Origin of the sequence: Agrococcus sp. Marseille-Q4369 (assembly GCF_018308945.1) — a bacterium.
Classification (GTDB): Bacteria; Actinomycetota; Actinomycetes; order Actinomycetales; family Microbacteriaceae; genus Agrococcus.
Map to the genome: position 1 here is coordinate 2,498,841 of NZ_CP070501.1, position 24,387 is coordinate 2,523,227.

A 24,387-nucleotide genomic window follows, 5' to 3' on the forward strand; every position below is an offset into this window, starting at 1 on the left:
ACGGCGTTCAGTGGGCTGGTACAGTCGCCGGAAGCAACGACGCACTTGCACGACTGTCGAAGGAGATGGACCGTGTCCGACACCACCGCGCAGCACCCCGCGCACACCGACGACCCCGAGTACGCGGCCAACCTGCGCAGGGCGACGCTCGCCTCGAGCGTCGGCAGCGCGCTCGAGTACTTCGACTTCGCGCTCTACGGCCTCTTCTCGGCGCTCATCTTCGGGCAGCTGTTCTTCTCGAACCTGCCGCCGGAGTTCGCCGTCGTCGCCTCGCTCGCCTCCTTCGGCGTGGGCTTCCTCGCGCGCCCGCTCGGCGGCCTCTTCTTCGGCACACTCGGCGACCGCCTCGGCCGCAAGTGGGTGCTCGTCGTCACGATCGGGCTCATGGGCGGCGCGACGACGCTCATCGGCGCCCTCCCGACCTACGACCAGATCGGCATCTGGGCGCCGATCCTGCTCACCGTCCTGCGACTCGCGCAGGGCTTCGGCGCCGGCGCCGAGCAAGCGGGCGCGACCGTGCTCATGGCCGAGTACGCGCCCGTCCAGCGGCGCGGCTTCTTCTCGGCCCTGCCGTTCATCGGCATCCAGCTCGGCACGCTGCTCGCGGGCCTCGTGTTCTCGCTCATGTCGCTGCTGCCCGACGAGGTCTTCTTCGGCTGGGCGTGGCGCATCCCGTTCCTCGCCTCGTTCCTGCTCATCCTCGTCGCGCTCTTCATCCGCCTGCGGCTGCGCGAGACGCCGACGTTCGTCGAGCTCGAGAAGCACGACCAGATCTCGCAGCGCCCGATCCGCGAGATCTTCACGAAGGGACTGCCGGGCGTCACCGTCGGCGTCGGCCTGCGCATGGCGGAGAACGGCGGTTCCTACATGTTCCAGACGCTCGCGCTCGCGTTCGTCGCCGGCAACTTCCTCGCCAACCCCGTCGACCGCGGCGTCGCGGCCTGGGGCGTCACGCTCGGCGCGCTCATCGCGATCTTCGTGCTGCCGCTCACCGGTCACCTCTCCGACCGCTTCGGTCGCCGCATCATCTACCGCGCGGGCGCCGTCTTCATGCTCGTCTACGCCTTCCCGGCGTGGTGGCTGCTCTCGCTCGGCGACCCGGTCACCGTCGTGGTCGTCATCGCGCTCGGCGTCGGCATCGCCGTCAACACCATGCTCGGCCCGCAGTGCGCGATGCTGCCCGAGCTGTTCGGCAACCGCCACCGCTACCTCGGCGTCGCGATGGCACGCGAGATCTCGGCGGTGCTCGCGGGCGGACTCGCCGGCGTGCTCGGCGCCTACCTGCTCGCGGTCTCCGACGGCGACTGGCTGCTGCCGGGCGTCTACATGGCGACGCTCGCCCTCATCACGACCGCCTCGACGTTCCTCGTGCCCGAGACGCGCGGCCGAGACCTGCTGCGGCTCGACGACGCGGTGCGCATCTCCGAGGACGAGTCGCGCAGCGCCGCCGACCTCGAGGCCGCGACGCAGCGCGCCTGATGCGCATCGCGAGGGTCGCCGTCGGCGACGCCGTGCTCCATGCGCGCGCCGACGGCGACGCGACCGCGGTCGGTGCCTGGGTGCCGATCGAGGATCCGTACCTGGCGCTCGGCGAGGGCCGGCTCCCGGCCGACATCGGTGCGCCGGTCCCGAGCGCCGAGGCGCGACTGCTCGCGCCGGCCGCGCCGACCGTGCTCGTCGGCATCGCGCAGAACCGCGGCTCGACCGATCGCCCGCTGCCCGTGCAGGCGTGGCTCAGAGCCCGCGCTCCGTCGTCGCGCACGGCGAGCCCGTGCGCGTCGGGCGCGACGCGGGCCGGCTCGTCGTCGAGGCCGAGATCGCGATCGTGATCGGCCGCGACACGGGCGATCCGGCGTCGCCCCTGCTCGACGAGCGGAACGCGCACGAGTTCGTGCTCGGGGTGACGGCCGTCGACGACATCTCGTATCCCGATCGCGCCGAGCTCGACGAGCGCAACTTCGAGTCGAAGGGCGGCGACGGATCGACCCCGCTCGGCCCCTGGATCGACACCGACGCCTCGATCGACGACCTCCCGCTCGCGCTCGAGCTCGACGGTGAGCGGGTGCGCGACTCGAGCGCGAGCGCGATGCCCGTGCCGGTGCGCGAGTCGCTCGCGTACGTCGCGCGCTGGGTGCGACTCGGTCCGGGCGACGTCGTGATGGCCGGCGCCCCGCTCTCGAACCACGAGGCGCATCCAGGCCAGACGGCGACGGTCGTCGTCGGCGACCTGCGCCTCGGTTGCCCCTGCGCTGAGCGCGCCCCATCACTAGCCTGAACCGAGAAGGAGTCGCCATGCCCGAGCACACCCTGAAGGTCGCCGTCGCGGTCAGCCTCGACGACGCATCCGCTGATCGCATCCGCGAGCTCGAGCCGCGGGTCGAGCTGCTGCGCGACCCCGCGCTCACGCGCCCGTGGCGCTGGCAGGGCGACTGGGAGGGTGACCCCGACTGGCAGCGCACGCCCGAGCAGCAGTCGAGGTTCGAGGCGATGCTCGACGAGGCGGATGCGCTCTTCGGCCTCCCGGACGTCTCACCCGCCGCGCTCGCCCGCACCGTGCGCGCGAACGAGCGGCTGCGCTGGGTGCACACGACCGCCGCGGGCGGCGGCGGGCAGGTGCGGGCCGCGCAGCTCTCCGAGGAGGAGCTCGAGCGCGTCGTCGTCACGACGAGCGCCGGCATGCACGCGTCGACGCTCGCCGAGTGGGCGCTCTTCGGCGTGCTCGCCGGGGCGAAGGGGCTGCGGCGACTCGAGGCCGACCAGGCCGCCCGCACGTGGGGCGACGGCCGGCGCCTCATGCGCCACGTGAGCGAGATGACGGTGCTCGTCGTCGGGCTCGGCGGCATCGGCAAGGTCGTCGCCGAGCGCTTCGCGGCGCTCGGCGCGACCGTGTGGGGCACGACCCGCTCGGGCGAGCCCGTCGCGCACGTCGACCGGCTCGTGCCGATCGACGAGCTCGCCGAGGCGGCGGCGCACGCCGACGCGATCGTGTCGACGCTGCCCGGCACCGAGCGCACGACCGGGCTCCTCGGCGCCGACGTCTTCGGCGCGCTCCGCGACGACACCGTCTTCGTCAACGTCGGCCGCGGCACGGTCGTCGACGAGGATGCGCTGCTCGACGCCCTCGACGCCGGCCGGGTGGGCTTCGCGGCCCTCGACGTCACCGCCGTCGAGCCGCTCCCCGCGCAGTCGCGGCTGTGGGAGCACCCGAGCGTGCTGCTGAGCCCCCACACCGCGGCGCTCTCGGTGCAGGAGCCGCGCCGCATCGCCGAGCTCTTCGCCCGCAACGCGACGCGCCTGCTCGAGCGCGAACCGCTCGAGAACGTCATGAGCACGAAGGAGTTCTACTGATGCCCGAGCCCCGCACCGGCACCGCGCTGTTCGACCTCGCGGGCCGCACCGCGCTCGTCACGGGCTCGAGCCAGGGCATCGGCCGCGCGCTCGCGCAGGGCCTCGCCGAGGCGGGAGCGACGGTCGTGGTGCACGGTCGTGATGCGGCGAAGGCCGAGCGCGCCGCCGCCGAGATCGCCGAGTCGACCGGCCGCAAGACGCACGTCGCGCTCTTCGACGTGACGGATGCGGCTGCGGTCGACGCCGGGGTCGCCGACGTCGAGGCGCGGCTCGGCACCCCGGACATCCTCGTCAACAACGCCGGCATCCAGCGGCGCAACCCGATCGCGGAGTTCACCGACGAGGACTGGCACGACCTCGTGGCGACGAACCTCACGAGCGCGTTCCTGCTCTCGCGTCGCGTCGCGCGCGGCATGGTCGAACGCGGCTCGGGCCGCATCGTCTCGATCGGGAGCGTGCAGTCGCAGCTCGCGCGCCCGTCGATCGCGCCCTACAGCGCGACGAAGGGCGCGATCGTCATGCTCACGAAGGGCCTGTGCGCCGACCTCGCGCCGCACGGCATCGGCGTCAACGCGCTCGCCCCCGGCTACTTCGCGACCGAGCTGACGCAGCCGCTCGTCGACGACCCGGAGTTCTCCGCGTGGGTCGCGGGGCGCACCCCGGCGGGCCGCTGGGGCAGGGTCGAGGACCTCGTCGGCACCCTCGTGTTCCTCTCGAGCGACGCGAGCGCCTTCGTGAACGGGCAGACGATCTTCGTCGACGGCGGCATGACCGCCGTCGTGTGACCGGGGTGTGAGAGGAGCAGGCGGATGAGCGACGAGCGGAAGACGGACAACCTCGGCCTCGTGGCCCACGCGAAGGAGGACGTGCGGGTCGACGCGCTGCCGGAGCCGGCGCCCGCGGCCGACGAGGCGGTCGTCGGGATCGCCTTCGGGGGCATCTGCGGCTCCGACCTCCACTACTGGCTGCACGGCGCAGCGGGACAGTCGATCCTGCGCGAGCCGATGCTGCTCGGCCACGAGATCGTCGGCACCGTGCTCGAGCAGGCCGTCGACGGCACCGGCCCGGCCGCGGGCACGCGCGTCGCCGTGCACCCGGCGACGCCGATCGACGACGGCTCCGCGCCGTTCCCGGCCGATCGGCCGAACCTGAGCCCCGCGGGCACGTACCTCGGCTCGGCCGCGCGCATGCCCCACACGGCAGGCGCCTTCGCGCGCCGCGTCGCGCTGCCGGCTCGCATGCTCCGCCCGCTCCCCGCCGGCCTCGACCTCCGGCTCGCCGCGCTCGCCGAGCCCGCGGCCGTCGCGTGGCACGGCCTCGGCCAGGCCGGCGACGTCGCCGGCAAGCGCGTGCTCGTGATCGGCACCGGTCCGATCGGCGCGCTCGCGATCGCGGTCGCGCGGCACCACGGCGCGGTCGAGGTCGTCGCGACCGACCTGCACGAGCACCCGCGCGCGCTCGCCGAGCGACTCGGCGCGCGCGCGATGGACGCGCGCGACGCCGACGGCATCGCCGCCCTCCACGCCGACGTCGTCATCGAGTCCTCCGGCACCGTGCCGGGGCTCGCCGCCGCCATCAGCGGCGCCCGTCGCGGCGGCACCGTCGTCATGCTCGGGCTCCAGCGCGCGGGTGACATCGCCGTGCCGATGGCGAGCGCCATCACGCGCGAGCTCACGCTCATCGGCTCCTTCCGCTTCAACGACGAGATCGACGACGTGCTCGAGGCGCTCGCCGACGGCTCGCTCGACGCGGCACCGGTCATCAGCCACGAGCTGCCGATCGAGCGCGGCCTCGACGCGCTCGAGCTCGCGCGCGACGCATCCGTATCCTCGAAGGTGCTGCTCACGTTCGGCGAGCACGAGGGAGTGGATCCATGAGCGAGACGCGATACCCGTCCATGATCATCATGGGCGTGCAGGGCTCCGGCAAGACGACGATCGGGCAAGCGCTCGCCGACCGCCTCAACATCCAGTTCATCGACGGGGACGACCTGCACCCGGCGGCGAACAAGCAGAAGATGGCCGGCGGCACGCCGCTGACCGACGAGGATCGCGTGCCGTGGCTCAAGGCCATCGGTGACGCGATCGCGACGGGGCGCGCTGAGGGACGCATCACGATCGTCGCGTGCTCGGCGCTCAAGCGCTGGTACCGCGAGCTGCTGCGCGCGAGCGACCCGCAGCTCGTCTTCGTGCATCTCGAGGGCGACAAGGGCCTGCTCGCCGACCGCATCGCGCACCGCGACCACGAGTACATGCCCTCGACGCTGCTCGACAGCCAGATCGAGACGCTCGAGCCGCTCGCCGAGTGGGAGCACGGCATCGCCATCTCCATCGACCAGACCCCCGCGGCGATCGTCGACGAGGTCACGCGCATCCTGATCGGCCGAGCGGCCGGCCGCACCGTCGAGCTCGGCCCCGAGACCACGATCACCGGCACGATCCACCTGCCCGGGCGCTGACCGCCGGCATCCACGCACCGCACAGCACACGAAGGAGACGCACGATGGACGACCTCGTCCTCAACTGGGACCTCGGCACGGGAGGCCTGCTGCTGCTCGCGGCCGCGTCCATCGCGCTGCTGCTCGTCCTCATCATGGCGTTCAAGATCCACGCCTTCCTCGCCCTGATGATCACGAGCCTGCTCACGGCGTTCGCCGCCGGCATCCCGTTCGACCGGCTCATGCCCGCGCTGCAGTTCGGGTTCAACCCGACGCTCGGCAGCGTCATGCTGCTCGTCGCGCTCGGCGCGATGCTCGGTCGCATGATCGAGACCTCCGGCGGCGCGAGGGTGCTCACCGACAAGCTCATCGGCTGGTTCGGCGAGCGGCGCGCGGCCATGGCCGTCGGCGTCGCGAGCCTGCTGATGGGCTTCCCGATCTTCTTCGACGCGGGCCTCGTGGTGATGATGCCCATCATCTACGCCGTCGCTCGCCGCTTGGGCGGATCGCTCCTGACCGTCGCGTTCCCCGCGGCGCTCGCCTTCAGCTCCATGCACATCTTCGTGCCGCCGCACCCGGGGCCCGTCTCGGCATCCGCCATCCTGGGCGCCGACGTCGGCCTCGTGCTCGTGCTCGGCCTCGTCGTCGCGATTCCCGTCTGGTACATCGTCGGCGTGCTCTTCGGCGGCTGGGTCGGCCGCCGGTACGACATCGGCGTGCCGTCGATCCTCTCGGGCTCCGAGGAGGAGCACCGCGGCATGGAGTCGAACCCGGCGTTCGGCAAGATCGTCTTCCTGCTCGTCCTGCCGCTCGTGCTCATCCTGCTGAACACGGGCCTCAACATGTACGCCGCGACGACGGACGACGCGGATGCGTTCAAGGCCGAGCCCGTCGTCGCGCTGCTGCGCACCCTCGGCGAGACCCCCGTCGCGCTGCTCATCACCGTGATCGTCTCGATGTGGCTGCTCGGCTGGGGCATGGGCAAGGCGGGCACGCTCATCGAGAAAGTCGCCGACAGCGCGCTCGGCCCGATCGCCTCGGTCGTGCTCGTCACGGGCGCGGGCGGCATGTTCGGCGGCGTGCTGCGCGTCACGGGCATCGGCGACGCGATCGCCGACTCGCTCAACTCGATCGGCATGCCGGTCATCGTCGCAGCCTTCCTCATCTCGCTCATCGTGCGCATCGCGCAGGGCTCGGCGACCGTCGCGCTCACGACGGCCGCGTCGCTCATGGCGGGCGTCGTCGTCGACGGCGGCTTCAACCCCGTCGAGGTCGCCGCGATCGTGCTCGCGACCGCCGCGGGCTCGGTCGGCTTCAGCCACGTGAACGACTCGGGCTTCTGGCTCGTGAGCAAGTTCTTCGGCCTCGACGTCAAGACGACGCTCAAGACCTGGACGGTCGCGCAGGGCCTCATGGCGATCGTCGGCTTCGTGCTGAGCTTCGCGATCTACCTCATCGCGGGCGCCTTCGGGTGATCCGGGAGCGCGGGCGTCGGCCGATCCGGTCGGCGCCCGGCAGATGCGCTAGGCTCGGAGGCTGAACTTCGGCGAGGGATGCGGACGCATCCGTGATCGACGCGGTGGCAGCAGCAGGCACAGTCCTCACGCTTGGCGCGTTCGAGTCGACCTACGACGGGCTGCGGCCCACCAAGGAGCACCTCCATGAGCGACAACAAGCTCGAGACCGAGCCCCGCACGTCCTTCGGCAAGGGCGCGGCCCGCAAGATCCGCGCCGCAGGCAAGGTCCCCGCGGTCCTGTACGGCCACGGCACCGAGCCCAAGCACCTCACGCTCGACGCCCACCAGGTCTTCCTGCTCGTGCGCCGCTCGAACGCCATCCTCGACCTCCAGGTCGACGGCGCGTCGCAGCTCGCGCTCGTGAAGGACGTGCAGCGCAACCCCGTGCTGCAGGGCCGCGACGCCATCGAGCACCTCGACCTCCTGATCGTCAAGCGCGGCGAGAAGGTCATCGTCGACGTGCCCGTGCACCTCGAGGGCGAGTCCTACCCCGGCACGATCAACAACCTCGAGGAGACCGCGATCTCGGTCGAGGTCGACGCGCTCAACATCCCCGACTCGATCGTCGTCTCGATCGAGGGCCTCGAGGAGGGCGCGCAGGTGCTCGCGAGCGACATCCAGCTGCCCGCTGGCACGACGCTCGTCACCGAGCCCGACACCCTCGTCGTCGGCATCATGGTGCCGGCCGCGCCGACGCTCGACGACGAGTCGGCCGAGGGCGACGTCGTGCCGAGCGGCGAGGCCTCGCAGCAGACGGACGCGTAGTCTCCCGCGCGCACGCCGTGACGGAGTCGTGGCTCGTGGTCGGGCTCGGGAATCCCGGGCCCGACTACGCGCGCACGCGCCACAACATCGGCCAGATGGCGCTCGCCGAGGTCGAGCGGCGAGCCGGCGCGACGCCCAAGCGCCACGGCCGCGCCGCCGCCCTCGTCGCCGAGTCGCGCATCGTCGGCGGACCGAAGGTCGTCACGGCGTTCCCGACCACCTTCATGAACCGCTCCGGCGGCCCCGTCGCGCAGCTCATGGACTGGTACGGGGTCGAGGCCGAGCACGTCATCGTGCTGCACGACGAGCTCGACCTGCCGCTCGGCGAGATCCGGCTCAAGCAGGGCGGCGGCCACGGCGGCCACAACGGCATGCGCGACATCATCGCCGCCCGCGGCGGCGACGTGCTGCGCGTGCGGCTCGGCATCGGCCGCCCGCCCGGGCGCCAGGACCCCGCCGACTTCGTGCTCAGGCCGTTCGCGAAAGCGGAGCAGGCGGAGGCCGATCTGCTCGTCCAGCTCGGCGCGGACGCGGTCGAGCGCATCATCGCCGAGGGCTTCCTCGCGGCTCAGCAGCGCATCCACGCCCGCTGAAGCCGAACGCTCGACCGCCCGCCGCTAGCATGGGATGCCGACCGGAAGGAACCTCGCCAGTGCGCCGAACCGCCATGCTCGCGACCGTCGTCATCGCGGCGAGCGTCGCCCTCACGGGCTGCTCGAGCGGCGGCAGCGATGAAGAGCAGGTGCAGGGCCCGCACGGCTACACGCTCTCTGCGCGCAGCCCCGACGGATCGCTCCTGTGGTGGGACCGCTCGCCCGAGTCCGGCCTCACCGACCTCATCCTCGAGGACCCCGACGGCCGCTTCCTCGCCTCGTGCCTCGGTGCGGGTCCGCTGCTGTGCGTCGCGGGCCCGGAGACGGCGAAGGGCGCGCTCGTCATCGCGCCCGTCGGCGCCGAGCGCGCAGTCATGACGTGGTACGGCCAGGAGGTCGAGCTCGCCCGCGGCGAGAACGTCCCCGAGGACGCGCCGCCCGTGTTCGTCGGCGTCATGCCGCCCGCGCAGGCCGAGGGCGGCTACTCCCTGCAGGTCTTCGACGGTGCCGGCGCCGTCGTGATGAGCCAGTGACAGCGGGCCAGTGAGGGTGGGCCAGTGAGCCTCGAGCCCCTCCTCGAGCTGCTCGAGCGCGGCGCGCTCGCCCCGGTCGTCGAGGCCCGACGGGGCGGAGCGCTCAGCGGCATCGAGGCGATGCGCGCACCGGTCGTCGCCTCGCTCGCGAGCGGCTCCTCCCGCCCGCTGCTCGTCATCACCGCGACCCGGCGCGAGGCCGATGCCGTGCGCGACGACCTCGAGGCCTGGCTGCCGAGCGCGCAGGTGCTCACGCTCCCCGCGTGGGAGACGCTCCCGCACGAGCGATTGAGCCCGTCGGCCGAGACCGTCGGCCAGCGCGGCGCAGCGCTCCGCGCGGTCGCTGAGCGCGACCCCGCAACGCCGACCGTCGTCATCGCCTCGGTGCGCGCCGCGCTGCAGCCGGTCGCCGACAACCTGCTCGACATCGAGCCGGTCGAGCTCGTCGCGGGCGCTCGCGGCGTCGACCTCGCCGAGCTCTCGCGCCGGCTCGTCGACCTCGCCTACCTGCGCGTCGACATGGTCACCCGCCGCGGCGAGTTCGCCGTGCGCGGCGGCATCGTCGACGTCTTCAGCCCCGCCGCCGACCACCCCGTGCGCATCGAGCTCTTCGGCGACGAGGTCGAGCAGATGCGCTGGTTCCACGTCGCCGACCAGCGCAGCGACCCGACGCCCCTCGAGCGGGTCGTGCTGCCCCCGAGCCGCGAGCTGCTGCTGACGGATGCGGTGCGCGCGCGGGCGCGCCAGCTCGCCCCCGAGTTCCCCGGCATCGCGCAGATGCTCGAGAAGATCGCGGAGGGCATCCCGGTCGAGGGCATGGAGTCGCTCGCGCCCGCGCTGCTGCCGCGGCTCGTGCCGGTGACCCACTACCTGCCCGACGCGGGCGTCGTCGTGCTCGGGCCCGAGCGCATCCGGGATCGCGTCGCGAGCCTGAACGAGACCAACCAGGAGTTCCTGCAGGCCGCGTGGAGCGCCGCGACCGCGGGCGGGGAGGCGCCCGTCGACCTCAGCAGCGGCTTCCTGAGCCTCGACGAGCTGCACGACGCGGTCGACGGCCCGTGGTGGACGCTCTCGACCCTGCAGGCCGACGAATCGGTCGACGCGATCGACGCGCACGCCGTGCCGAGCTTCGCCGGCCGCGCCGATGGCGCCGTCGAGCACCTCCGCGAGCGCACGCGCGACGGCTGGCGCGTCGTCGTCACCGCGGCCGGCCACGGCATGGTCGAGCGCGCCGTGCAGGTGCTCGGCGAGCACGGCGTCGCCGCGCGCGAGGTCGACGCGCTGCCCGCCGAGCTCGAGCCCGGCATCGTGCACGTCACGCGGGCTGCGATCGAGCACGGCTTCTCGCTGCCCGAGGAGCGCGTCGAGCTCGTGAGCGAAGCCGAGTTCTTCGGCCGCGCGGTCGGCGTCGACAGCCGCCAGCCGCACAAGCTCGCCGGCCGCCGCCGCTCGGTCGTCGACCCGCTGCAGCTCAAGGCGGGCGACTACGTCGTGCACGAGACGCACGGCGTCGGCCGCTTCGTCGAACTCACCCAGCGCACCGTCTCGAGCGGCGGGCGGAACCCCGTCAAGACGACGCGCGAGTACCTCGTGATCGAGTACGCGCCCTCGAAGCGCGGCCAGCCGGGCGACCGGCTCTCGGTGCCGACCGACCAGCTCGACCAGCTGAACCGCTACGTCGGCGGCGAGGCGCCGCAGCTGTCGAAGATGGGCGGCAGCGACTGGCAGCAGGCGAAGTCGAAGGCGCGGCGGGCCGTGCGCGACATCGCGGTCGAGCTCGTGCAGCTCTACTCGAAGCGGATGGCCTCGCGCGGCCGCGCGTTCGGCCCCGACTCGCCGTGGCAGCGCGAGCTCGAGGACGCCTTCCCGTACGCCGAGACGCCCGACCAGCTGACGACGATCGACGAGGTCAAGCGCGACATGGAGCGGCCGGTGCCGATGGACCGGCTGCTCTCGGGCGACGTCGGCTACGGCAAGACCGAGGTCGCGGTGCGCGCCGCGTTCAAGGCCGTGCAGGACGGCACGCAGGTCGCCGTGCTCGTGCCGACGACGCTGCTCGTGCGGCAGCACTTCGAGACCTTCGCCGCCCGGTTCGCCGGCTTCCCGGTGCAGGTGCGCGCGCTCAGCCGCTTCCAGACCGACAAGGAGGTGCGCGAGACGATGAAGGGCATCGCCGACGGCACCGTCGACGTCGTCATCGGCACCCACCGCATCCTCGGGGAGTCCGTGCACTTCAAGGAGCTCGGGCTCGTCATCATCGACGAGGAGCAGCGCTTCGGCGTCGAGCACAAGGAGAAGCTCAAGGCGCTCAAGGCCAACGTCGACGTGCTCGCGATGTCGGCGACGCCCATCCCGCGCACGCTCGAGATGGCGGTCACGGGCATCCGCGAGATGTCGACGCTCGCGACGCCGCCCGAGGCGCGCCACCCCGTGCTGACCTTCGTCGGCGCCTACAACGAGCAGCAGGTCGCCGCGGCGATCCGCCGCGAGCTGCTGCGCGAGGGCCAGGTCTTCTTCGTGCACAACCGCGTCTCGTCGATCAACCGCGTCGCGGCGCAGCTCGCGGAGCTCGTGCCCGAGGCACGCATCGGCGTCGCCCACGGCAAGATGGCCGAGTCGCAGCTCGAGCGCGTCATCGTCGACTTCTGGGAGAAGGAGTACGACGTGCTCGTCTCCACCACGATCGTCGAGACAGGGCTCGACATCCCGAACGCGAACACGCTCATCGTCGATCGCGCCGAGCGCTACGGCCTCAGCCAGCTGCACCAGCTGCGCGGGCGCGTCGGCCGCGGCCGTGAGCGCGCCTACGCCTACTTCCTCTACGACGCCGACAAGCCCCTCTCCGAGACGGCGCACGACCGGCTCGAGACGATCGCGGTGCACAACGAGCTCGGCGCGGGCATGCAGGTCGCGATGAAGGACCTCGAGATCCGCGGCGCGGGCAACCTGCTCGGCGGCGAGCAGTCGGGGCACATCGCGGGCGTCGGCTTCGACCTCTACTTGCGGATGGTCGGGGAGGCCGTCGCGGTCTTCCGCGGCGAGGAGGACGAGGGCCCGCGCGAGCTGCGGCTCGAGCTGCCCGTCGACGCCGTGATCCCCGAGGACTACGTCGATTCCGAGCGGCTGCGGCTCGAGGCGTACCAGAAGATCTCTGCCGCGGCCTCGGCGCGCGACGACGGCGCGATCGACCAGGTGCTCGACGAGCTGCGCGACCGCTACGGCGAGCCGCCCGCGCAGGTGACGTCGCTCATCGCGATCGCGCGGCTGCGGCGCAAGGCCCAGCGCGCGAAGCTCTCGGAGGTCATCACCGTCGGCCCCAACCTGCGCGTCTCGCCCGCCGAGCTCGCGGAGTCGACGCAGCTGCGGCTGCGCCGCATGTACCCGGGGGCGAAGCTCAACGCGCAAGCGGCCACGCTCGTCGTGCCGATCCCGACCGCGGGCGGCGGCCGGCTCGCCGGCACGCAGGCCGAGCCGCTGCCCGACGCCGAGCTCATCGCGTGGGTCGATGCGCTGCTCGCGGCGATCTTCCCGCCGCCGAAGGAGCCATCGAGCCCGCCCGCCGACGACGGCACGGCATCCGCATGAGCGCGCTCGACGAGCTCGTCGCGGTCATGGCCCGACTGCGCGGCCCGGGCGGCTGCCCGTGGGACGGCGAGCAGACGCACGCGTCGCTCGCGCCCTATGTGATCGAGGAGGCGCACGAGCTCGTCGAGGCGATCGAGGCGGGCGACGACGAGCACCTCCGCGAGGAGCTCGGCGACGTGCTGCTGCAGGTCGTCTTCCATGCCGACATCGCGCGGGCCGAGGGTCGCTTCGACCTCGACGACGTCGCCCGGACGCTCACCGAGAAGCTGCGCCGCCGTCACCCCCATGTCTTCGCCGATGTCGCGGTCGACGGAATCGGCGACGTCGTCGCCAACTGGGACGCCATCAAGCGCGCCGAGAAGCCCGAGCGCGGCAGCGCGCTCGACGGCATCCCCGCGAGCCTGCCGGCGCTCGCTCGAGCGCAGAAGTCGATCCGGCGCGCGGGCCGGGCGGGACTCGCGCTCCCCGTGGAGACGACGGATGCCTCGGCGCCCGAGACCGAGGAGGAGCTCGGTCGTGCGCTCCTCGCGCTCGCGCGCGGCGCGGCCGAGCGCGGACTCGATGCCGAGCGGGCGCTGCGCACCGCGACGCGCGAGCTCGAGCAGCGGCTGCGCGCCGCGGAGGCCGCGGAGGGCTCGGGCGACGTCGCGAGGTGATGCGGCGGTGCGGGAGGATGGGAGCGTGACCCCAGCCCCGCGAGACGAGCGCCTCGAGCGGCGTCGTCGCGCGATCCTCGCGGCGCTCGTCGTCACGGTCGTCACGACTGCGCTCACGGGCAGCGCCCACGCGCTCGGCGGCGGCGCGCCGCCCGACGCGCTGCTGCTCGCGACTGCCGCAGTGCTCTCGCTCGTCGTGCTCGCGCCCGTCCTCGGCGCGGGCGGCCTCGCCGCGACGCTGCCGAGGCAAGCGCTCGCCGTCGCCGCCGCGCAGCTGCTGCAGCACGTGCTCTACGCGCTGCCCGAGGCGACCGCGCCCGCTGTCGTGGCAGGCCACCCGCACGCGGGTCACCCGCAGCGCGGGAGCCTCGCGGGCGCCGTCCTGCACGAGCACGCAGCGATGCCGCTCGCGCACCTCGTCGCGGGCGCGCTGACGCTCGGGCTCCTGCGGCTCGCGCCGCGGCTCGTGGACGCCCTGCTCGAGGCCGTCTCGCTGCGCGTCGCGCTCGCGGTGCTCGCGTGGACGGGCCCTCGGCCGCGGCCCACCGCATCCATCTCGACCGAGCGCCGCGCGAGCCGCCGCGCGCTCGACGTGCTCCGCGGCTCGCTCGAGCGGCGCGGGCCGCCGCTCGCGACCGCCTGACGCGACCCCTCCGCGCGCCGCGAGGTGCGCGATCCCGTCGCGCGCCCGACGGCGCGCGACCCCGGCGACCGCACCCGCGGCCGCCCGCAGTCGAGCGCGCCCCGCGCGCGCAGCAAGGAGCACCCATGTCCACGTCCACCGACCGAGCCCGCCGACGCATCCGAGCCGAGCGGCGCATCCGACCCCTGCCCACGCTGACGGGCACCGCGATCGCGGCCGCCCTCGTGCTCGCCGCGCCCATCGCCGCGAGCGCGCACGTGCACGCCGAGCCGACGAGCACCGAGCCCGGCGCGCGCGCCGACATCGCCTTCGCGATCGGCCACGGCTGCGACGGCTCGCCCACGACGGCCGTCGAGATCGAGGTGCCGGCTGAGATCGCGGCGGTCGGCCTCATCGCGAACCCCGGGTGGGACGTCGCGATCGACACCGCGGACGGCCTCCGCACCGTCGTCTTCACGGCCGACGAGCCGCTGCCCGACGGGGTGCGCGACACGCTCGAGCTGAGCGCGACGCTGCCCGACGACGCCGAGGACGGGACCGTGCTCGCCTTCCCGACGCGGCAGCTGTGCGAGGTGGGGGAGTCGGCGTGGACCGACGCCGACCAGTCGTCTGACACCCCGGCGCCCATCGTCACGATCGGCGGCGCGGCTGAGCACGCGCACGGTGGGTCCGCGGAGGGCGCGGAGGCCGAGCACGACGCCGATGCCGGTGGCGAGCACGCCGGCACCGAGGCGACGGCCGCGTCAGCGGGCGATGCGTCGAGCGCCGCGATGCCGATCGCGATCGCCGCACTCGTCGTCGCGCTCGCGGCAGCGGCGCTCGCCGCCTTCGCCGCGTTCCGCCGCCGCGCCTGATCCCGAGCAGAGTTCCGGCACTCTGCGATCCGCACGCACCGGATGCGCAGAGTGCCGGAACTCTGCGATCTCGCGGGCTCGGATGCGCAGAGTGCCGGAACTCTGCGATCGAGCTCTCGGCAGGGAGCTAGGGGCGCACCACGACGTTGCCGACCTTCCGGCCGGAGTCGACGATCGCGTAGGCGCGGGCGATCTCGTCGAGCGGCATCGACTCCTGGATCACGGGGTCGAGCTCGCCGCTCGCCACGAGCGCGAGCAGCCGCGCCATGTGCTCGGGGCGCGAGCCCGAGACGCCCGCCTTGACCCGGCCGCGGGCAGTGATGAGCTGCCACAGCGAGGCGAGCACCAGGACGAGCGAGCCGTCGTCGGAGAGCAGCGCTCGGCCGGCCGGGGTCGAGACCGCACCGACGGTGTCGACGACGACGTCGAAGGGCCCGCTGATCTGCGCCACCGGGTCACGGTGTAGTCGATGACCCGCTCGGCGCCGAGCCGGCGCACGAGCTCCGCGTTCCGACCGCTCGTCACGCCCGTCACCCGGGCGCCGGCCATCCTGGCGAGCTGCACCGCGCTCGAGCCCACAGCGCCGGAAGCGCCGAGCACGAGCACCGATCGCCCGGCCCGCACCGGCACGACGTCCTCGAGGTAGTGGAGCGCGGTGCAGCCGCCGAAGAGCACGGCGGCGGCCTCGTCGTGCGTCACGCCCGCGGGCTTGCGCACGAGGCGCTCGACGCGCACGGCGACGAGCTCCGCGTGCGCGCCGAGACGCGCGCCGGTCATGCCGGCGACCTCGTCCCCGACCGCGAGGGCCGTGACGCCCTCGCCGATCGACGCGACGGTGCCCGAGAGCGCCACCCCGAGCACGGGCCGACGCGGGCGGCGGATGCCGATCCCGAGCCGAGCGGGGAGGGCGAAGCCGCGCGGGAAGCGAGCGGCGCGTATGCGAGCATCGCCCGACGTCACCGCAGCCGCGGCGACGCGCACCACGACCTCTCCGGCGCGAGCGACCGGGTCGGCGACCTCACGACTCGAGCGACGCTCGGCGGACCGTACCGCTCGACGACGACTGCACGCATCCGGTTCTCCTTACACCTGTAAGCCTGGGTGGCGAGAGCGCATCCTTACACCCGTAAGCACGCAAGGGGGCATCGCATGGCGAGCACGGCGAAGGGACTCTCGCGCGAGCGCGTCGTGGAGGCGGCCGTCGCGGTCGCCGACCGTGCCGGGCTCGGCGGCGTCAGCATGCGCAGCGTGGGGCGGGAGCTCGGCGTCGAGGCGATGTCGCTCTACCACCACATCGCGAGCAAGCACGCGCTGCTCGACGCGCTCGGCGACTGGCTCATGGTGCAGGTCGAGCGGCCGTCCGCCGACGTGCCGTGGCGCGAGGGCATCCGCGCCCGCTGCCACTCGCTGCGCGCCGTGATGCGCGACCACGCGTGGGGGCCGACGCTCGTCGAGTCATGCCGCTCCCCGGGAGCGGCCCTGCTCGGCCACCTGGAATCGGTGCTCGAGTGCCTGCACCGGGGCGGGTTCCCGGTGCAGCTCGCGGCGCACGCGTTCTCGGTGCTCGACGCCTACGTCTACGGCTTCGTCCTCACCGAGCAGAGCCTCCCCTTCGAGCCGGGCGGCGGCGTCGACGACCTCGCGATCGAGCTCGCGCTGCCGGCGGACGCGTACCCGCGCATGACCGCGCTGATCGAGCACGCGATCGTCGGCCGCTCGTACGACTACGGCGACGAGTTCTCCTACGGGCTCGAGCTCGTGCTCGACGGGCTCGAGGCGAGGCTCGCGGAGGCGGGCCCGGCAGCCGGCGGCGCGGGGCTGCCCGACTCGCGGTAGCGCACCCGCCCGATCGCCGCGACGGCGAAGATCCCGACGATGAAGGCGAGCAGCACCTGCCCGGTCGGCCAGACGAGGCCGGCCCAGCCGCCGTGCTCCGAGGGGTCGAGGAAGGGGTACGGGAACCAGCCGTCGACGAGCCCGCCGCGCAGCCACGCCGCGACGAGGTATCCGACCGGGTACGCCATCCACCACGCCGCCGCGCCGAGCGAGATGCGCCGCGCGGTCGGCACGAGCAGCCAGTCGAGCCCGACCATCCACGGGAGGAAGCGGTGCTGCGCGGCGTTGGTGAACTCGATCGACCACGCCCACACCTCATCGGGCTCCGCGAGCAGCACCGCGTAGACGAGCCCCGTGAGCACGATGTACGCCGTGATCGCGCCGCGCACGTGGTCGAACCACCGCGGCCTCCGCTCGCTCGGCACGAGCAGCATCCACGCCATGAGCGCGACGACGAAGATGTTCGACTGCACCGTGAAGTACGCGAAGTGCTCGGTGGGCGGCTCGCCCGACTGCAGCATGTTCTTGATGTTCCACGCCTCGGCGAACACGGCCGTGAGCAGGATGAGGATGCGCCACGCCACGACGGGCACGGCGCGGTCGGTGAGGGCTCGGGGTCGTCGCACGCCGTCATCGTGCCACCCGCGGATGCGCTGCCGCACGAGGGCGCGCTCCCGGTGCGGGAGAATGGCGGCATGGCAACCCAGGTGCACCCGCCGCGCGGCATGCGCGACTTCCTGCCCGTCGAGAAGCGCCGCCGCGAGCGCGTGCTGCGCGTCATCCGGGACGCCTACGAGGATCACGGCTTCGAGGAGATCGAGACGCCCGTCGTGGAGGACGCCGAGCGGCTCCACGCGGGCCTCGGCGGCGACAACGAGAAGCTCGCGTTCGCGATCATGCGCCGCGGCCTCGGCGTCGACGACCTGCGCGGCGCGAGCGCGCCGCTCGAGCTCGCCGACCTCGGCCTGCGCTTCGACCTCACGGTGCCGCTCGCGCGCTTCATCGCGACGAACCGCGCGGCGCTCCCGCCCGTCTTCCGCGCGATCCAGATCGCGCCCGTCTGGCGCGCCGAGCGGCCCCAGCGCGGCCGGTACCGCCAGTTCATGCAGTGCGACATTGACATCGCCGGTGAGCCGGGCGTCACGGCCGAGCTCGAGCTGCTGTCGGCGACGGCGGATGCGCTCACCCGCCTCGGCATCCCCGACGCGTTCGTGCGCATCAACGACCGGCGCATCCTCTCGGCCGCGCTCGAGCACGCGGGCGTCGCCGAGTCGCTCCGCGAGGGCGCGCTCATCACGGTCGACAAGCTCGACAAGATCGGCACCGACGGCGTGACCGCCGAGCTCGCGGAGCGCGGCATCGACGGCGAGCGGCTCATGGCGACGCTCGGGGCGATCCGCGCCGGCGAGCTGCCCGCCGGCTTCGACGGCGCCGTGCTCGACGACGTGCGCTCCCTGCTCAAGGCGAGCGTCGGCATCCGGCTCGAGTTCGACCCGACGCTCGTGCGCGGCATGGGCTACTACACGGGACCGATCTTCGAGGTCGCGCACCCCGAGCTGCCGTTCTCGATCGGCGGCGGCGGCCGGTACGACGGCATGATCGGCCGCTTCCTCGGCCAGTCGATGCCGGCCGTCGGCATCTCGCTCGGCTTCGAGCGGCTCGTCGACCTCGTCGAGCTGCCCGGCGGCGCCGGCCGCGACGCCCTCGCGCTGCTCGTCGACAAGCAGGTCGAGCCCGCGGCCGCGATCGCGATCAAGCGCGACCTCGTCGCGGCGGGGGAGACGGTGCGCATGCAGCGGCGCCCCAAGAACGTGACGGGCCTGCTCGCCCAGCTCGCCGCATCCGGTGCCGACCGCTTCGCCTTCGTGCGGTCGGGCGACTCGGCGGCGACCCTCGAGATCAAGCCCATCGGCCCCGCATCACCTTCGGCTGAGTAGGCTCGGGGACGGCCGACCCCGACGCGCCGACACCGACACCAAGGAGCACCCGTGGCACTCATCGACACCCTGCAGGCCCGCGAGATCCTCGATTCGCGCGGCAACCCGACCGTCGAGGTCGAGGTGCTGCTCTCGGACGGCACCGTCGGCCGCGCCGCCGTGCCGAGCGGCGCCTCCACCGGCGCGTTCGAGGCCTACGAGCTGCGCGACGGCGACGCGGGCCGCTACGCGGGCAAGGGCGTCGAGCAGGCGGTCGACGCCGTGAACGAGGAGATCGCCGACGCGATCGAGGGCCTCTCGGCCGACGACCAGCGCATCATCGACACGACGCTCATCGAGCTCGACGGCTCGGGCAACAAGAAGAACCTCGGCGCCAACGCGATCCTCGGCGTCTCGCTCGCGGTCGCGAAGGCCGCCGCCGACTCCGCCGGCCTGCCGCTGTTCCGCTACCTCGGCGGCCCGAACGCGTTCCTGCTGCCCGTGCCGATGATGAACGTCATCAACGGCGGCGCCCACGCCGACACGGGCGTCGACATCCAGGAGTTCATGATCCTGCCGATCGGCGCCGAGACGTTCCGCGAGGGGCTCCGCTGGGGCACCGAGACGTACCACGTGCTAAAGAGCATCCTCAAGGAGCAGGGCCTCTCGACGGGCCTCGGCGACGAGGGCGGCTTCGCGCCCGACCTGCCGAGCAACCGCACGGCGCTCGACCTGCTCGTGCAGGCGATCGAGAAGGCCGGCTTCACGCCCGGCACCGACATCGCGCTCGGCCTCGACGTCGCCGCCTCGGAGTTCTTCGACAACGGCGTCTACCGCTTCGAGGGCCAGGACCGCTCGTCGGCCGACATGGCCGACTACTTCGCCGAGCTCGTCGACGCCTACCCGCTCGTCACGATCGAGGACCCGATGAACGAGGAGGACTGGGAGGGCTGGACTGCCATCACCGAGCGCCTCGACGACCGCGTGCAGCTCGTCGGCGACGACCTCTTCGTCACGAACCCCGAGCGCCTCATCGACGGCATCGAGCGCGGGGCCGCGAACGCGCTGCTCGTGAAGGTCAACCAGATCGGCACGCTCTCCGAGACGCTCGACGCGATCCGCATCGCGACGCAGGCGGGCTACGGCTCGGTGCTCTCGCACCGCTCGGGCGAAACGGAGGACACGACGATCGCCGACATCGCGGTCGCCGTCAACGCCGGCCAGATCAAGACCGGCGCGCCCGCTCGCAGCGAGCGCGTCGCGAAGTACAACCAGCTGCTGCGCATCGAGGAGGAGCTCGGCGAGGCGGCGGAGTACGCCGGCGCCGGCGCCTACCCGCGCTTCGAGGGCTGACGCAGCTCGACCGGCCGCGGGCCTGACCGCGCGAGAGGGCACCCACCTATATCCTCGGCGGGTGCCCTCCGCCCGTCCCGCCCCGCAGCTGCGCGTCTCGTGGCTGCTGCTCGTGGTCGTCGGGCTCGTGGTCGCGGGCTTCGTCGTGCTCGCGCCCTCCGTCGGCCTGCTGATCGAGCAGCGCCGCGACATCGCCGCGCTCGAGGAGCAGGTCGCCGCGCAGCAGGCGAACGTCGAGTCGCTGCAGGAGCAGCAGGCGCGCTGGGACGACCCCGCCTACATCGAGGCGCAAGCGCGCGACCGGCTCTTCTTCGTCTACCCGGGGGAGACGAGCTTCGTCGTGCTCGACGACCGCACGACCCTCGAGACGGCATCCGCCGACGTCCCCTCGGCGACGCTCGAGGAGCCCGAGGACGACTGGGCGGCCGCGGCGGCGTCGTCGTTCCTCATCGCGGGGCTCACGACGGCCGGGCCGTCGAGCTTCGGCGAGCCCACCGAGATCGGCGAGCCCCAGTGACCGCGATCGACCCCGCGAGCGAGCGGGACCTCGAGATCATGGCCGCGCAGCTCGGCCGCACGATGCGCGGCGTGCTCGGCATCGGCGCGCGCTGCGCGTGCGGGGCGCCGACGGTCGTCGTCACGAGCCCCCGCTTGCCCGACGGCTCGCCCTTCCCGACGTTCTACTACTTGACGCACCCCGCCGCGACGGCCGCCGCGTCGCGGCTCGAGGCCGACGGCACGATGGCGCAGCTGCAGGAGCGGCTCGCCGAGCCGGCGATCGCCGAGGGCTACGCCGCCGCGCACCGCGCCTACCTCGCCGACCGCGAGGCGCACGGCGTCGTCGACGAGATCGCGGGCGTCAGCGCCGGCGGCATGCCGTCGCGCGTCAAGTGCCTCCACGCCGTGCTCGCGCACTCGCTCGCAGCCGGCCCCGGCGTCAACCCCATCGGCGACCTCGTGCTCGAGCTCGCCGACTGGTCGCCGCGAGTGTGCGCGTGCGCGCCCGACGCTCGCGGGCGCGACGAGGGATAGCAGATTCTCAGGGGCGGTAGAATGGTCGCCGACCCCTCATCTGATACCGGGAAGAAGTGTGTGTCCGTGAACAAGATCCTGATCGTCGGAGGCGGCTACGCCGGCCTGTACACCGCTCGGGGGCTCGAGCGACTGCTGGGCGAGTCCGAGGCTGAGATCACGATCGTCGACCCGCTGTCCTACATGCAGTACCTGCCGTTCCTGCCGGAGGTCGCCGCGGGCTCGATCGAGCCGCGCCACGCGGTCGTGCCGCTGCGCCGCCACCTCAGCCGCACGCGCGTCGTGCAGGCGAAGGTCACGGGCGTCGACCACGCGAACAAGGTCGCCACGATCCAGCCCGAGGTCGGGGAGGCGTCGACGATCCAGTACGACGTGCTCGTCATGACCGCCGGCTCCGTCTCGCGCACGTTCCCCATCCCTGGAGTCGCCGACGAGGCGATCGGCATGAAGACGATCGAGGAGGCCGTCGCGGTGCGCGACCGCCTGATCTCGAACTTCGCCAAGGCTGCGCAGCTGCCCGCGGGCCCCGAGCGCGACCGCCTGCTCACGACCGTCGTGGTCGGCGGCGGGTTCGCCGGCATCGAGACGATCGCCGAGCTCCGAGACCTCGCCACCCACCTGCTCTCGCGCTTCCGCGAGATCGCGTTCGAGGACGTCAAGTTCCACCTCGTCGAGGCGATGGGCCGCATCATGCCCGAGGTCTCCGAGAAGACCGCGCTCTGGGTCGTCGACGACCTCCGCAAGCGCGGCGTCGACGTGCACCTGGACACGCAGCTGCAGAGCGCGCTCGAGGGCGTCGTCGAGCTCTCGACCGGCGAGCGCTTCGGCTCCGACCTCATCATCTGGACCGCGGGCGTCATGGCGAACCCCGTCGTGCGCACGACCGACCTGCCGCTCGACGACCGCGGCCGCATCACCGCGCTCCCGACCCTGCAGGTCGCGCGCGACGGCGTGGTCGTCCCGGATGCGTGGACGGCCGGCGACGTCTCTGCCGTGCCCGACATCTCCAAGACCCCCGGCCCCGGCGGCTTCTGCGTGCCCAACGCGCAGCACGCCGTGCGCCAGGCGAAGCTCCTCGCGAAGAACATCGCCGCGGTGCTCCGCGGCGACGCCCCGCGCGAGTACATCCACGACAACGAGGGCGCCGTCGCGGGCCTCGGCCTCTGGAACGGCGTCTTCCAGAAGGGCAAGATCGCCATCAAGGGACCGCTCGCGTGGCTCGCGCACCGCGGCTACCACGGCCTCGCGATGCCGATGTGGGAGCGCAAGCTGCGCGTCTTCGGCGACTGGATCGGCGGCTTCCTGCTCGGCCGCGACATCGCCGAGATCTCGCAGCGCGAGCGGCCGCGCGAGGCCTTCGAGACCTTCGCCTCCCGGCCGAAGCCCAAGGTCGACGCCTGATCGTCTGAACCAGCCTCAGCGCCGCGCCCCACGGGGCGCGGCGCTGTCGTACACTGCATCTCGGACGCCTGTCCAGGACGGCCGAGATCGGAGCCCGAGTGACTCGCAAGCCGGCCAGCGTCCGCCGCCAGGACCTCGTCGAGGCGGGGCTGCGCGTCATCGCCCGTGAGGGGATGCACGGGGCGACCGTGCGCGCGATCGTCGCCGAGGCGGGCGTGCCGCTCGCGACCTTCCACTACGTCTTCGCCTCGCGCGACGAGATGATCGGCGAGGCCTACGCCTACCTCGCGGAGGTGCCCGGCACGGGCGCCGCGCTCCCGGAGGACTCGACCGTCGAGGACGTCGTGCGCGCCTCGTTCCAGCGATGGTTCGAGCGGTTCCTCGAGCACCCCGAGTACGAGCTCGCGATCATGGAGATCATGGCGTACTGCAGCCGGACGCCCTCGCTCGCGCACCTGCCCGGCAAGGTGCAGGAGCACTACCTCGCGGCAGTCAGCGAGCTCCTCGAGCACGTGCGCGGCCAGCTGGGCGTCACGGCGCCAGCGATGCCGACGAGGGATGCGGCGAGCCTCGTCCTGCATGCCACGGACGGCCTCACGTACGCGTGGCTCCGCACTCGCGACTCGGCGGCGGCGCTGCGCTGGATCGACGGCGTCGTGCCGATGCTCGCCGCGGCCGTCGGGGACGAGCGATGAGCACCCTCCGGCTCTCGGACGCCCGCCCCTGGGGCTCCGAGGGCCACTGGCAGCGCATGGACGCGGCCACCGAGCACCTCGACGGCCCGTTCGCGGCCGTCTCCCTCGACGCCCTAGCGCGGAACGCGAGCGACATGGTCCGGCGCGCCGGCGGCACGCCCTTGCGCGTCGCCACGAAGTCGGTGCGGAGCCGGCCGGTGATCGAGGCGGTGCTCGCGACGCCGGGCTGGCGCGGCGTGCTCTCGGGGACGCTGCCGGAGGCGCTCTGGCTCGCGGAGACGGTCGACGACGTGGTCGTCGGCTACCCGACGACCGATCGCGACGGACTCCGCGCGTTCGTCCGCGACGAGCGAGCGCTCGAGCGCGTCACGCTCATGGTCGACAGCGTCGACCACCTCGACCTCATCGACCGCGTCGTCCCGGGCCATTCGGCGGTGCGCGTCTCGATCGAGCTCGATGCGTCGCTGCACCTCGGGCCGATCTACGCCGGTGTGCGCCGGTCACCGCAGCGCACGCCCGCCCAGCTGCTCGCCCTCGCTCGCGAGGTCGTCGATCGGCCGGGCTTCCGGCTCGTCGGGATCATGGCGTACGAGGCGCAGATCTCGGGCGTGCAGAACACCGTGCCGCGGGGGCTCGTGCCGCCCGCCGCGCTCCGCCTCATGCAGCGGCTCTCGGCGCGCGAGCTGATCGAGCGCCGCGGCGCGGCGGTCGCCGCCGTGCGCGAGATCGCCGAGCTCGAGTTCGTCAACGGCGGCGGCACGGGATCGATCGACACGACCGCTCGAGAGGAGGCGGTGACCGAGATCGCCGCCGGCAGCGGGCTCTTCGGGGCTCACCTCTTCGGCGGCTATCGCGCCTTCTCCGTCGCCCCGGCGCTCGCCTTCGCGCTCCCGGTCGTGCGGCGGCCTGGGCCGGGGTGGGTGACGCTCCTCGGCGGCGGCTGGGTCGCCTCGGGCCCGGCGGGGCACGACAAGCAGCCCGTCGCGACGTGGCCGGAGGGGCTGCGCCTCGACCGCGAGGAGGGCGTGGGGGAGATCCACACGCCGGTGCACGGCCGCGCTGCCGACCGGCTCGCGATCGGCGACCGGGTCTGGATGCGGCACGCGAAGGCGGGCGAGCTGTGCGAGCGCACCGACGAGCTGCACGTCGTCTCGGGCGCGGAGGTCATCGCCAGCGTCCCCACCTATCGTGGCGAGGGCAGGAAGCTGCTCTGAGCTGGGAGG

At 73.2% G+C, this 24,387-nt stretch carries 25 protein-coding genes and 1 pseudogene; 23 read left to right on the plus strand and 3 right to left on the minus strand.

Translation table 11 applies throughout. The features are described 5' to 3' along the window. Window positions 1-72 precede the first annotated feature (72 nt). The 15 genes from JSQ78_RS12510 to JSQ78_RS12575 all read left to right on the plus strand — a co-directional run bounded on the left by JSQ78_RS12510 (window position 73) and on the right by JSQ78_RS12575 (window position 14,931). A complete protein-coding gene (locus tag JSQ78_RS12510) occupies window positions 73-1,479 on the plus strand; it encodes an MFS transporter (protein ID WP_211448015.1) in 1,407 nt (468 codons plus the stop codon). After that, entirely contained in the window at window positions 1,479-1,829 is a 351-nt protein-coding gene (locus tag JSQ78_RS13930; protein ID WP_249295703.1) for a DUF2437 domain-containing protein, read from the plus strand. The genes JSQ78_RS12510 and JSQ78_RS13930 overlap by 1 nt, the downstream gene beginning before the upstream one ends. After that, window positions 1,730-2,275, plus strand: coding sequence for a fumarylacetoacetate hydrolase family protein (locus tag JSQ78_RS12515; protein ID WP_249295706.1), 546 nt, complete (start codon window positions 1,730-1,732; stop codon window positions 2,273-2,275). The genes JSQ78_RS13930 and JSQ78_RS12515 overlap by 100 nt, the downstream gene beginning before the upstream one ends. A gap of 17 nt (window positions 2,276-2,292) precedes the next feature. Next, on the plus strand, window positions 2,293-3,348 hold the full coding sequence (locus JSQ78_RS12520; protein ID WP_211448017.1) for a D-2-hydroxyacid dehydrogenase: 1,056 nt from the start codon (window positions 2,293-2,295) through the stop codon (window positions 3,346-3,348). Beyond that, on the plus strand, window positions 3,348-4,133 hold the full coding sequence (locus tag JSQ78_RS12525; protein ID WP_211448019.1) for a glucose 1-dehydrogenase: 786 nt from the start codon (window positions 3,348-3,350) through the stop codon (window positions 4,131-4,133). Before JSQ78_RS12520 ends, JSQ78_RS12525 begins: the two co-directional genes overlap by 1 nt. Before the next feature lie 24 nt (window positions 4,134-4,157). Next, entirely contained in the window at window positions 4,158-5,225 is a 1,068-nt protein-coding gene (locus JSQ78_RS12530; protein ID WP_211448021.1) for a zinc-binding dehydrogenase, read from the plus strand. Beyond that, on the plus strand, window positions 5,222-5,806 hold the full coding sequence (locus tag JSQ78_RS12535) for a gluconokinase (protein ID WP_211448023.1): 585 nt from the start codon (window positions 5,222-5,224) through the stop codon (window positions 5,804-5,806). The genes JSQ78_RS12530 and JSQ78_RS12535 overlap by 4 nt, the downstream gene beginning before the upstream one ends. A 44-nt stretch (window positions 5,807-5,850) precedes the next feature. Beyond that, the gene (locus tag JSQ78_RS12540; protein ID WP_211448024.1) at window positions 5,851-7,260 is read left to right on the plus strand and encodes a GntP family permease; all 1,410 of its coding nucleotides are present in this window, start codon (window positions 5,851-5,853) and stop codon (window positions 7,258-7,260) included. 186 nt (window positions 7,261-7,446) lie between these two features. Then, window positions 7,447-8,067, plus strand: coding sequence for a 50S ribosomal protein L25/general stress protein Ctc (locus JSQ78_RS12545; protein ID WP_211448026.1), 621 nt, complete (start codon window positions 7,447-7,449; stop codon window positions 8,065-8,067). 17 nt (window positions 8,068-8,084) lie between these two features. After that, the gene (gene pth, locus JSQ78_RS12550; RefSeq protein WP_211448027.1) at window positions 8,085-8,660 is read left to right on the plus strand and encodes an aminoacyl-tRNA hydrolase; all 576 of its coding nucleotides are present in this window, start codon (window positions 8,085-8,087) and stop codon (window positions 8,658-8,660) included. 59 nt (window positions 8,661-8,719) lie between these two features. Then, entirely contained in the window at window positions 8,720-9,193 is a 474-nt protein-coding gene (locus tag JSQ78_RS12555; RefSeq protein ID WP_211448029.1) for a hypothetical protein, read from the plus strand. Between the two features lie 120 nt (window positions 9,194-9,313). Beyond that, window positions 9,314-12,778 (plus strand): transcription-repair coupling factor, encoded by a 3,465-nt coding sequence (gene mfd, locus JSQ78_RS12560; protein WP_211450644.1) that lies wholly within the window; start codon window positions 9,314-9,316, stop codon window positions 12,776-12,778. Beyond that, a complete protein-coding gene (gene mazG / locus JSQ78_RS12565; RefSeq protein WP_211448031.1) occupies window positions 12,775-13,434 on the plus strand; it encodes a nucleoside triphosphate pyrophosphohydrolase in 660 nt (219 codons plus the stop codon). Before mfd ends, mazG begins: the two co-directional genes overlap by 4 nt. Window positions 13,435-13,459: 25 nt before the next feature. Beyond that, on the plus strand, window positions 13,460-14,077 hold the full coding sequence (locus JSQ78_RS12570) for a hypothetical protein (RefSeq protein ID WP_211448033.1): 618 nt from the start codon (window positions 13,460-13,462) through the stop codon (window positions 14,075-14,077). A 125-nt stretch (window positions 14,078-14,202) separates the two neighbouring features. Continuing rightward, on the plus strand, window positions 14,203-14,931 hold the full coding sequence (locus JSQ78_RS12575) for a YcnI family protein (protein WP_211448035.1): 729 nt from the start codon (window positions 14,203-14,205) through the stop codon (window positions 14,929-14,931). 127 nt (window positions 14,932-15,058) lie between these two features. Here the strand turns inward: JSQ78_RS12575 and JSQ78_RS12580 are convergent, their stop codons facing one another. Together JSQ78_RS12580 and JSQ78_RS14120 are read right to left on the minus strand one after the other, a co-directional pair. Beyond that, window positions 15,059-15,382, minus strand: a complete 324-nt coding sequence (locus JSQ78_RS12580) for a zinc-binding dehydrogenase (RefSeq protein ID WP_211448036.1) — start codon at window positions 15,380-15,382, stop codon at window positions 15,059-15,061. A gap of 65 nt (window positions 15,383-15,447) precedes the next feature. Next, a pseudogene (locus tag JSQ78_RS14120) lies at window positions 15,448-15,915 on the minus strand (alcohol dehydrogenase catalytic domain-containing protein); the annotation flags it as partial. A 165-nt stretch (window positions 15,916-16,080) separates the two neighbouring features. On the opposite strand from JSQ78_RS14120, the gene JSQ78_RS12595 reads away from it, so the two are divergent. Beyond that, window positions 16,081-16,767: a TetR/AcrR family transcriptional regulator C-terminal domain-containing protein gene (locus JSQ78_RS12595; protein WP_211448037.1), complete on the plus strand. Its 687-nt coding sequence runs from the start codon at window positions 16,081-16,083 to the stop codon at window positions 16,765-16,767. Here the strand turns inward: JSQ78_RS12595 and JSQ78_RS12600 are convergent. Continuing rightward, on the minus strand, window positions 16,674-17,393 hold the full coding sequence (locus JSQ78_RS12600; protein WP_211448038.1) for a Pr6Pr family membrane protein: 720 nt from the start codon (window positions 17,391-17,393) through the stop codon (window positions 16,674-16,676). The genes JSQ78_RS12595 and JSQ78_RS12600 overlap by 94 nt on opposite strands. A 69-nt stretch (window positions 17,394-17,462) precedes the next feature. Here JSQ78_RS12600 and JSQ78_RS12605 point away from each other — a divergent pair, with 69 nt between their 5' ends. The 7 genes from JSQ78_RS12605 to JSQ78_RS12635 all read left to right on the plus strand — a co-directional run bounded on the left by JSQ78_RS12605 (window position 17,463) and on the right by JSQ78_RS12635 (window position 24,378). Then, a complete protein-coding gene (locus tag JSQ78_RS12605) occupies window positions 17,463-18,704 on the plus strand; it encodes a histidine--tRNA ligase (RefSeq protein ID WP_211448039.1) in 1,242 nt (413 codons plus the stop codon). Between the two features lie 51 nt (window positions 18,705-18,755). Continuing rightward, complete coding sequence (gene eno, locus JSQ78_RS12610) at window positions 18,756-20,036, plus strand: phosphopyruvate hydratase (protein WP_211448040.1); 1,281 nt, start codon at window positions 18,756-18,758, stop codon at window positions 20,034-20,036. A 61-nt stretch (window positions 20,037-20,097) separates the two neighbouring features. Continuing rightward, window positions 20,098-20,553 (plus strand): FtsB family cell division protein, encoded by a 456-nt coding sequence (locus JSQ78_RS12615; protein WP_211448041.1) that lies wholly within the window; start codon window positions 20,098-20,100, stop codon window positions 20,551-20,553. Window positions 20,554-20,591: 38 nt separating this feature from the next. Continuing rightward, window positions 20,592-21,068 carry a DUF501 domain-containing protein gene (locus JSQ78_RS12620; protein WP_211450645.1) on the plus strand — a complete coding sequence of 159 codons (477 nt, stop codon included), beginning with the start codon at window positions 20,592-20,594 and terminating at the stop codon, window positions 21,066-21,068. Window positions 21,069-21,134: 66 nt separating this feature from the next. Further along, window positions 21,135-22,469: an NAD(P)/FAD-dependent oxidoreductase gene (locus JSQ78_RS12625; RefSeq protein WP_211448044.1), complete on the plus strand. Its 1,335-nt coding sequence runs from the start codon at window positions 21,135-21,137 to the stop codon at window positions 22,467-22,469. A gap of 98 nt (window positions 22,470-22,567) precedes the next feature. Then, window positions 22,568-23,164 carry a TetR/AcrR family transcriptional regulator gene (locus tag JSQ78_RS12630; protein WP_211448046.1) on the plus strand — a complete coding sequence of 199 codons (597 nt, stop codon included), beginning with the start codon at window positions 22,568-22,570 and terminating at the stop codon, window positions 23,162-23,164. After that, entirely contained in the window at window positions 23,161-24,378 is a 1,218-nt protein-coding gene (locus JSQ78_RS12635) for an amino acid deaminase/aldolase (protein WP_211448047.1), read from the plus strand. Before JSQ78_RS12630 ends, JSQ78_RS12635 begins: the two co-directional genes overlap by 4 nt. Window positions 24,379-24,387 lie beyond the last annotated feature (9 nt).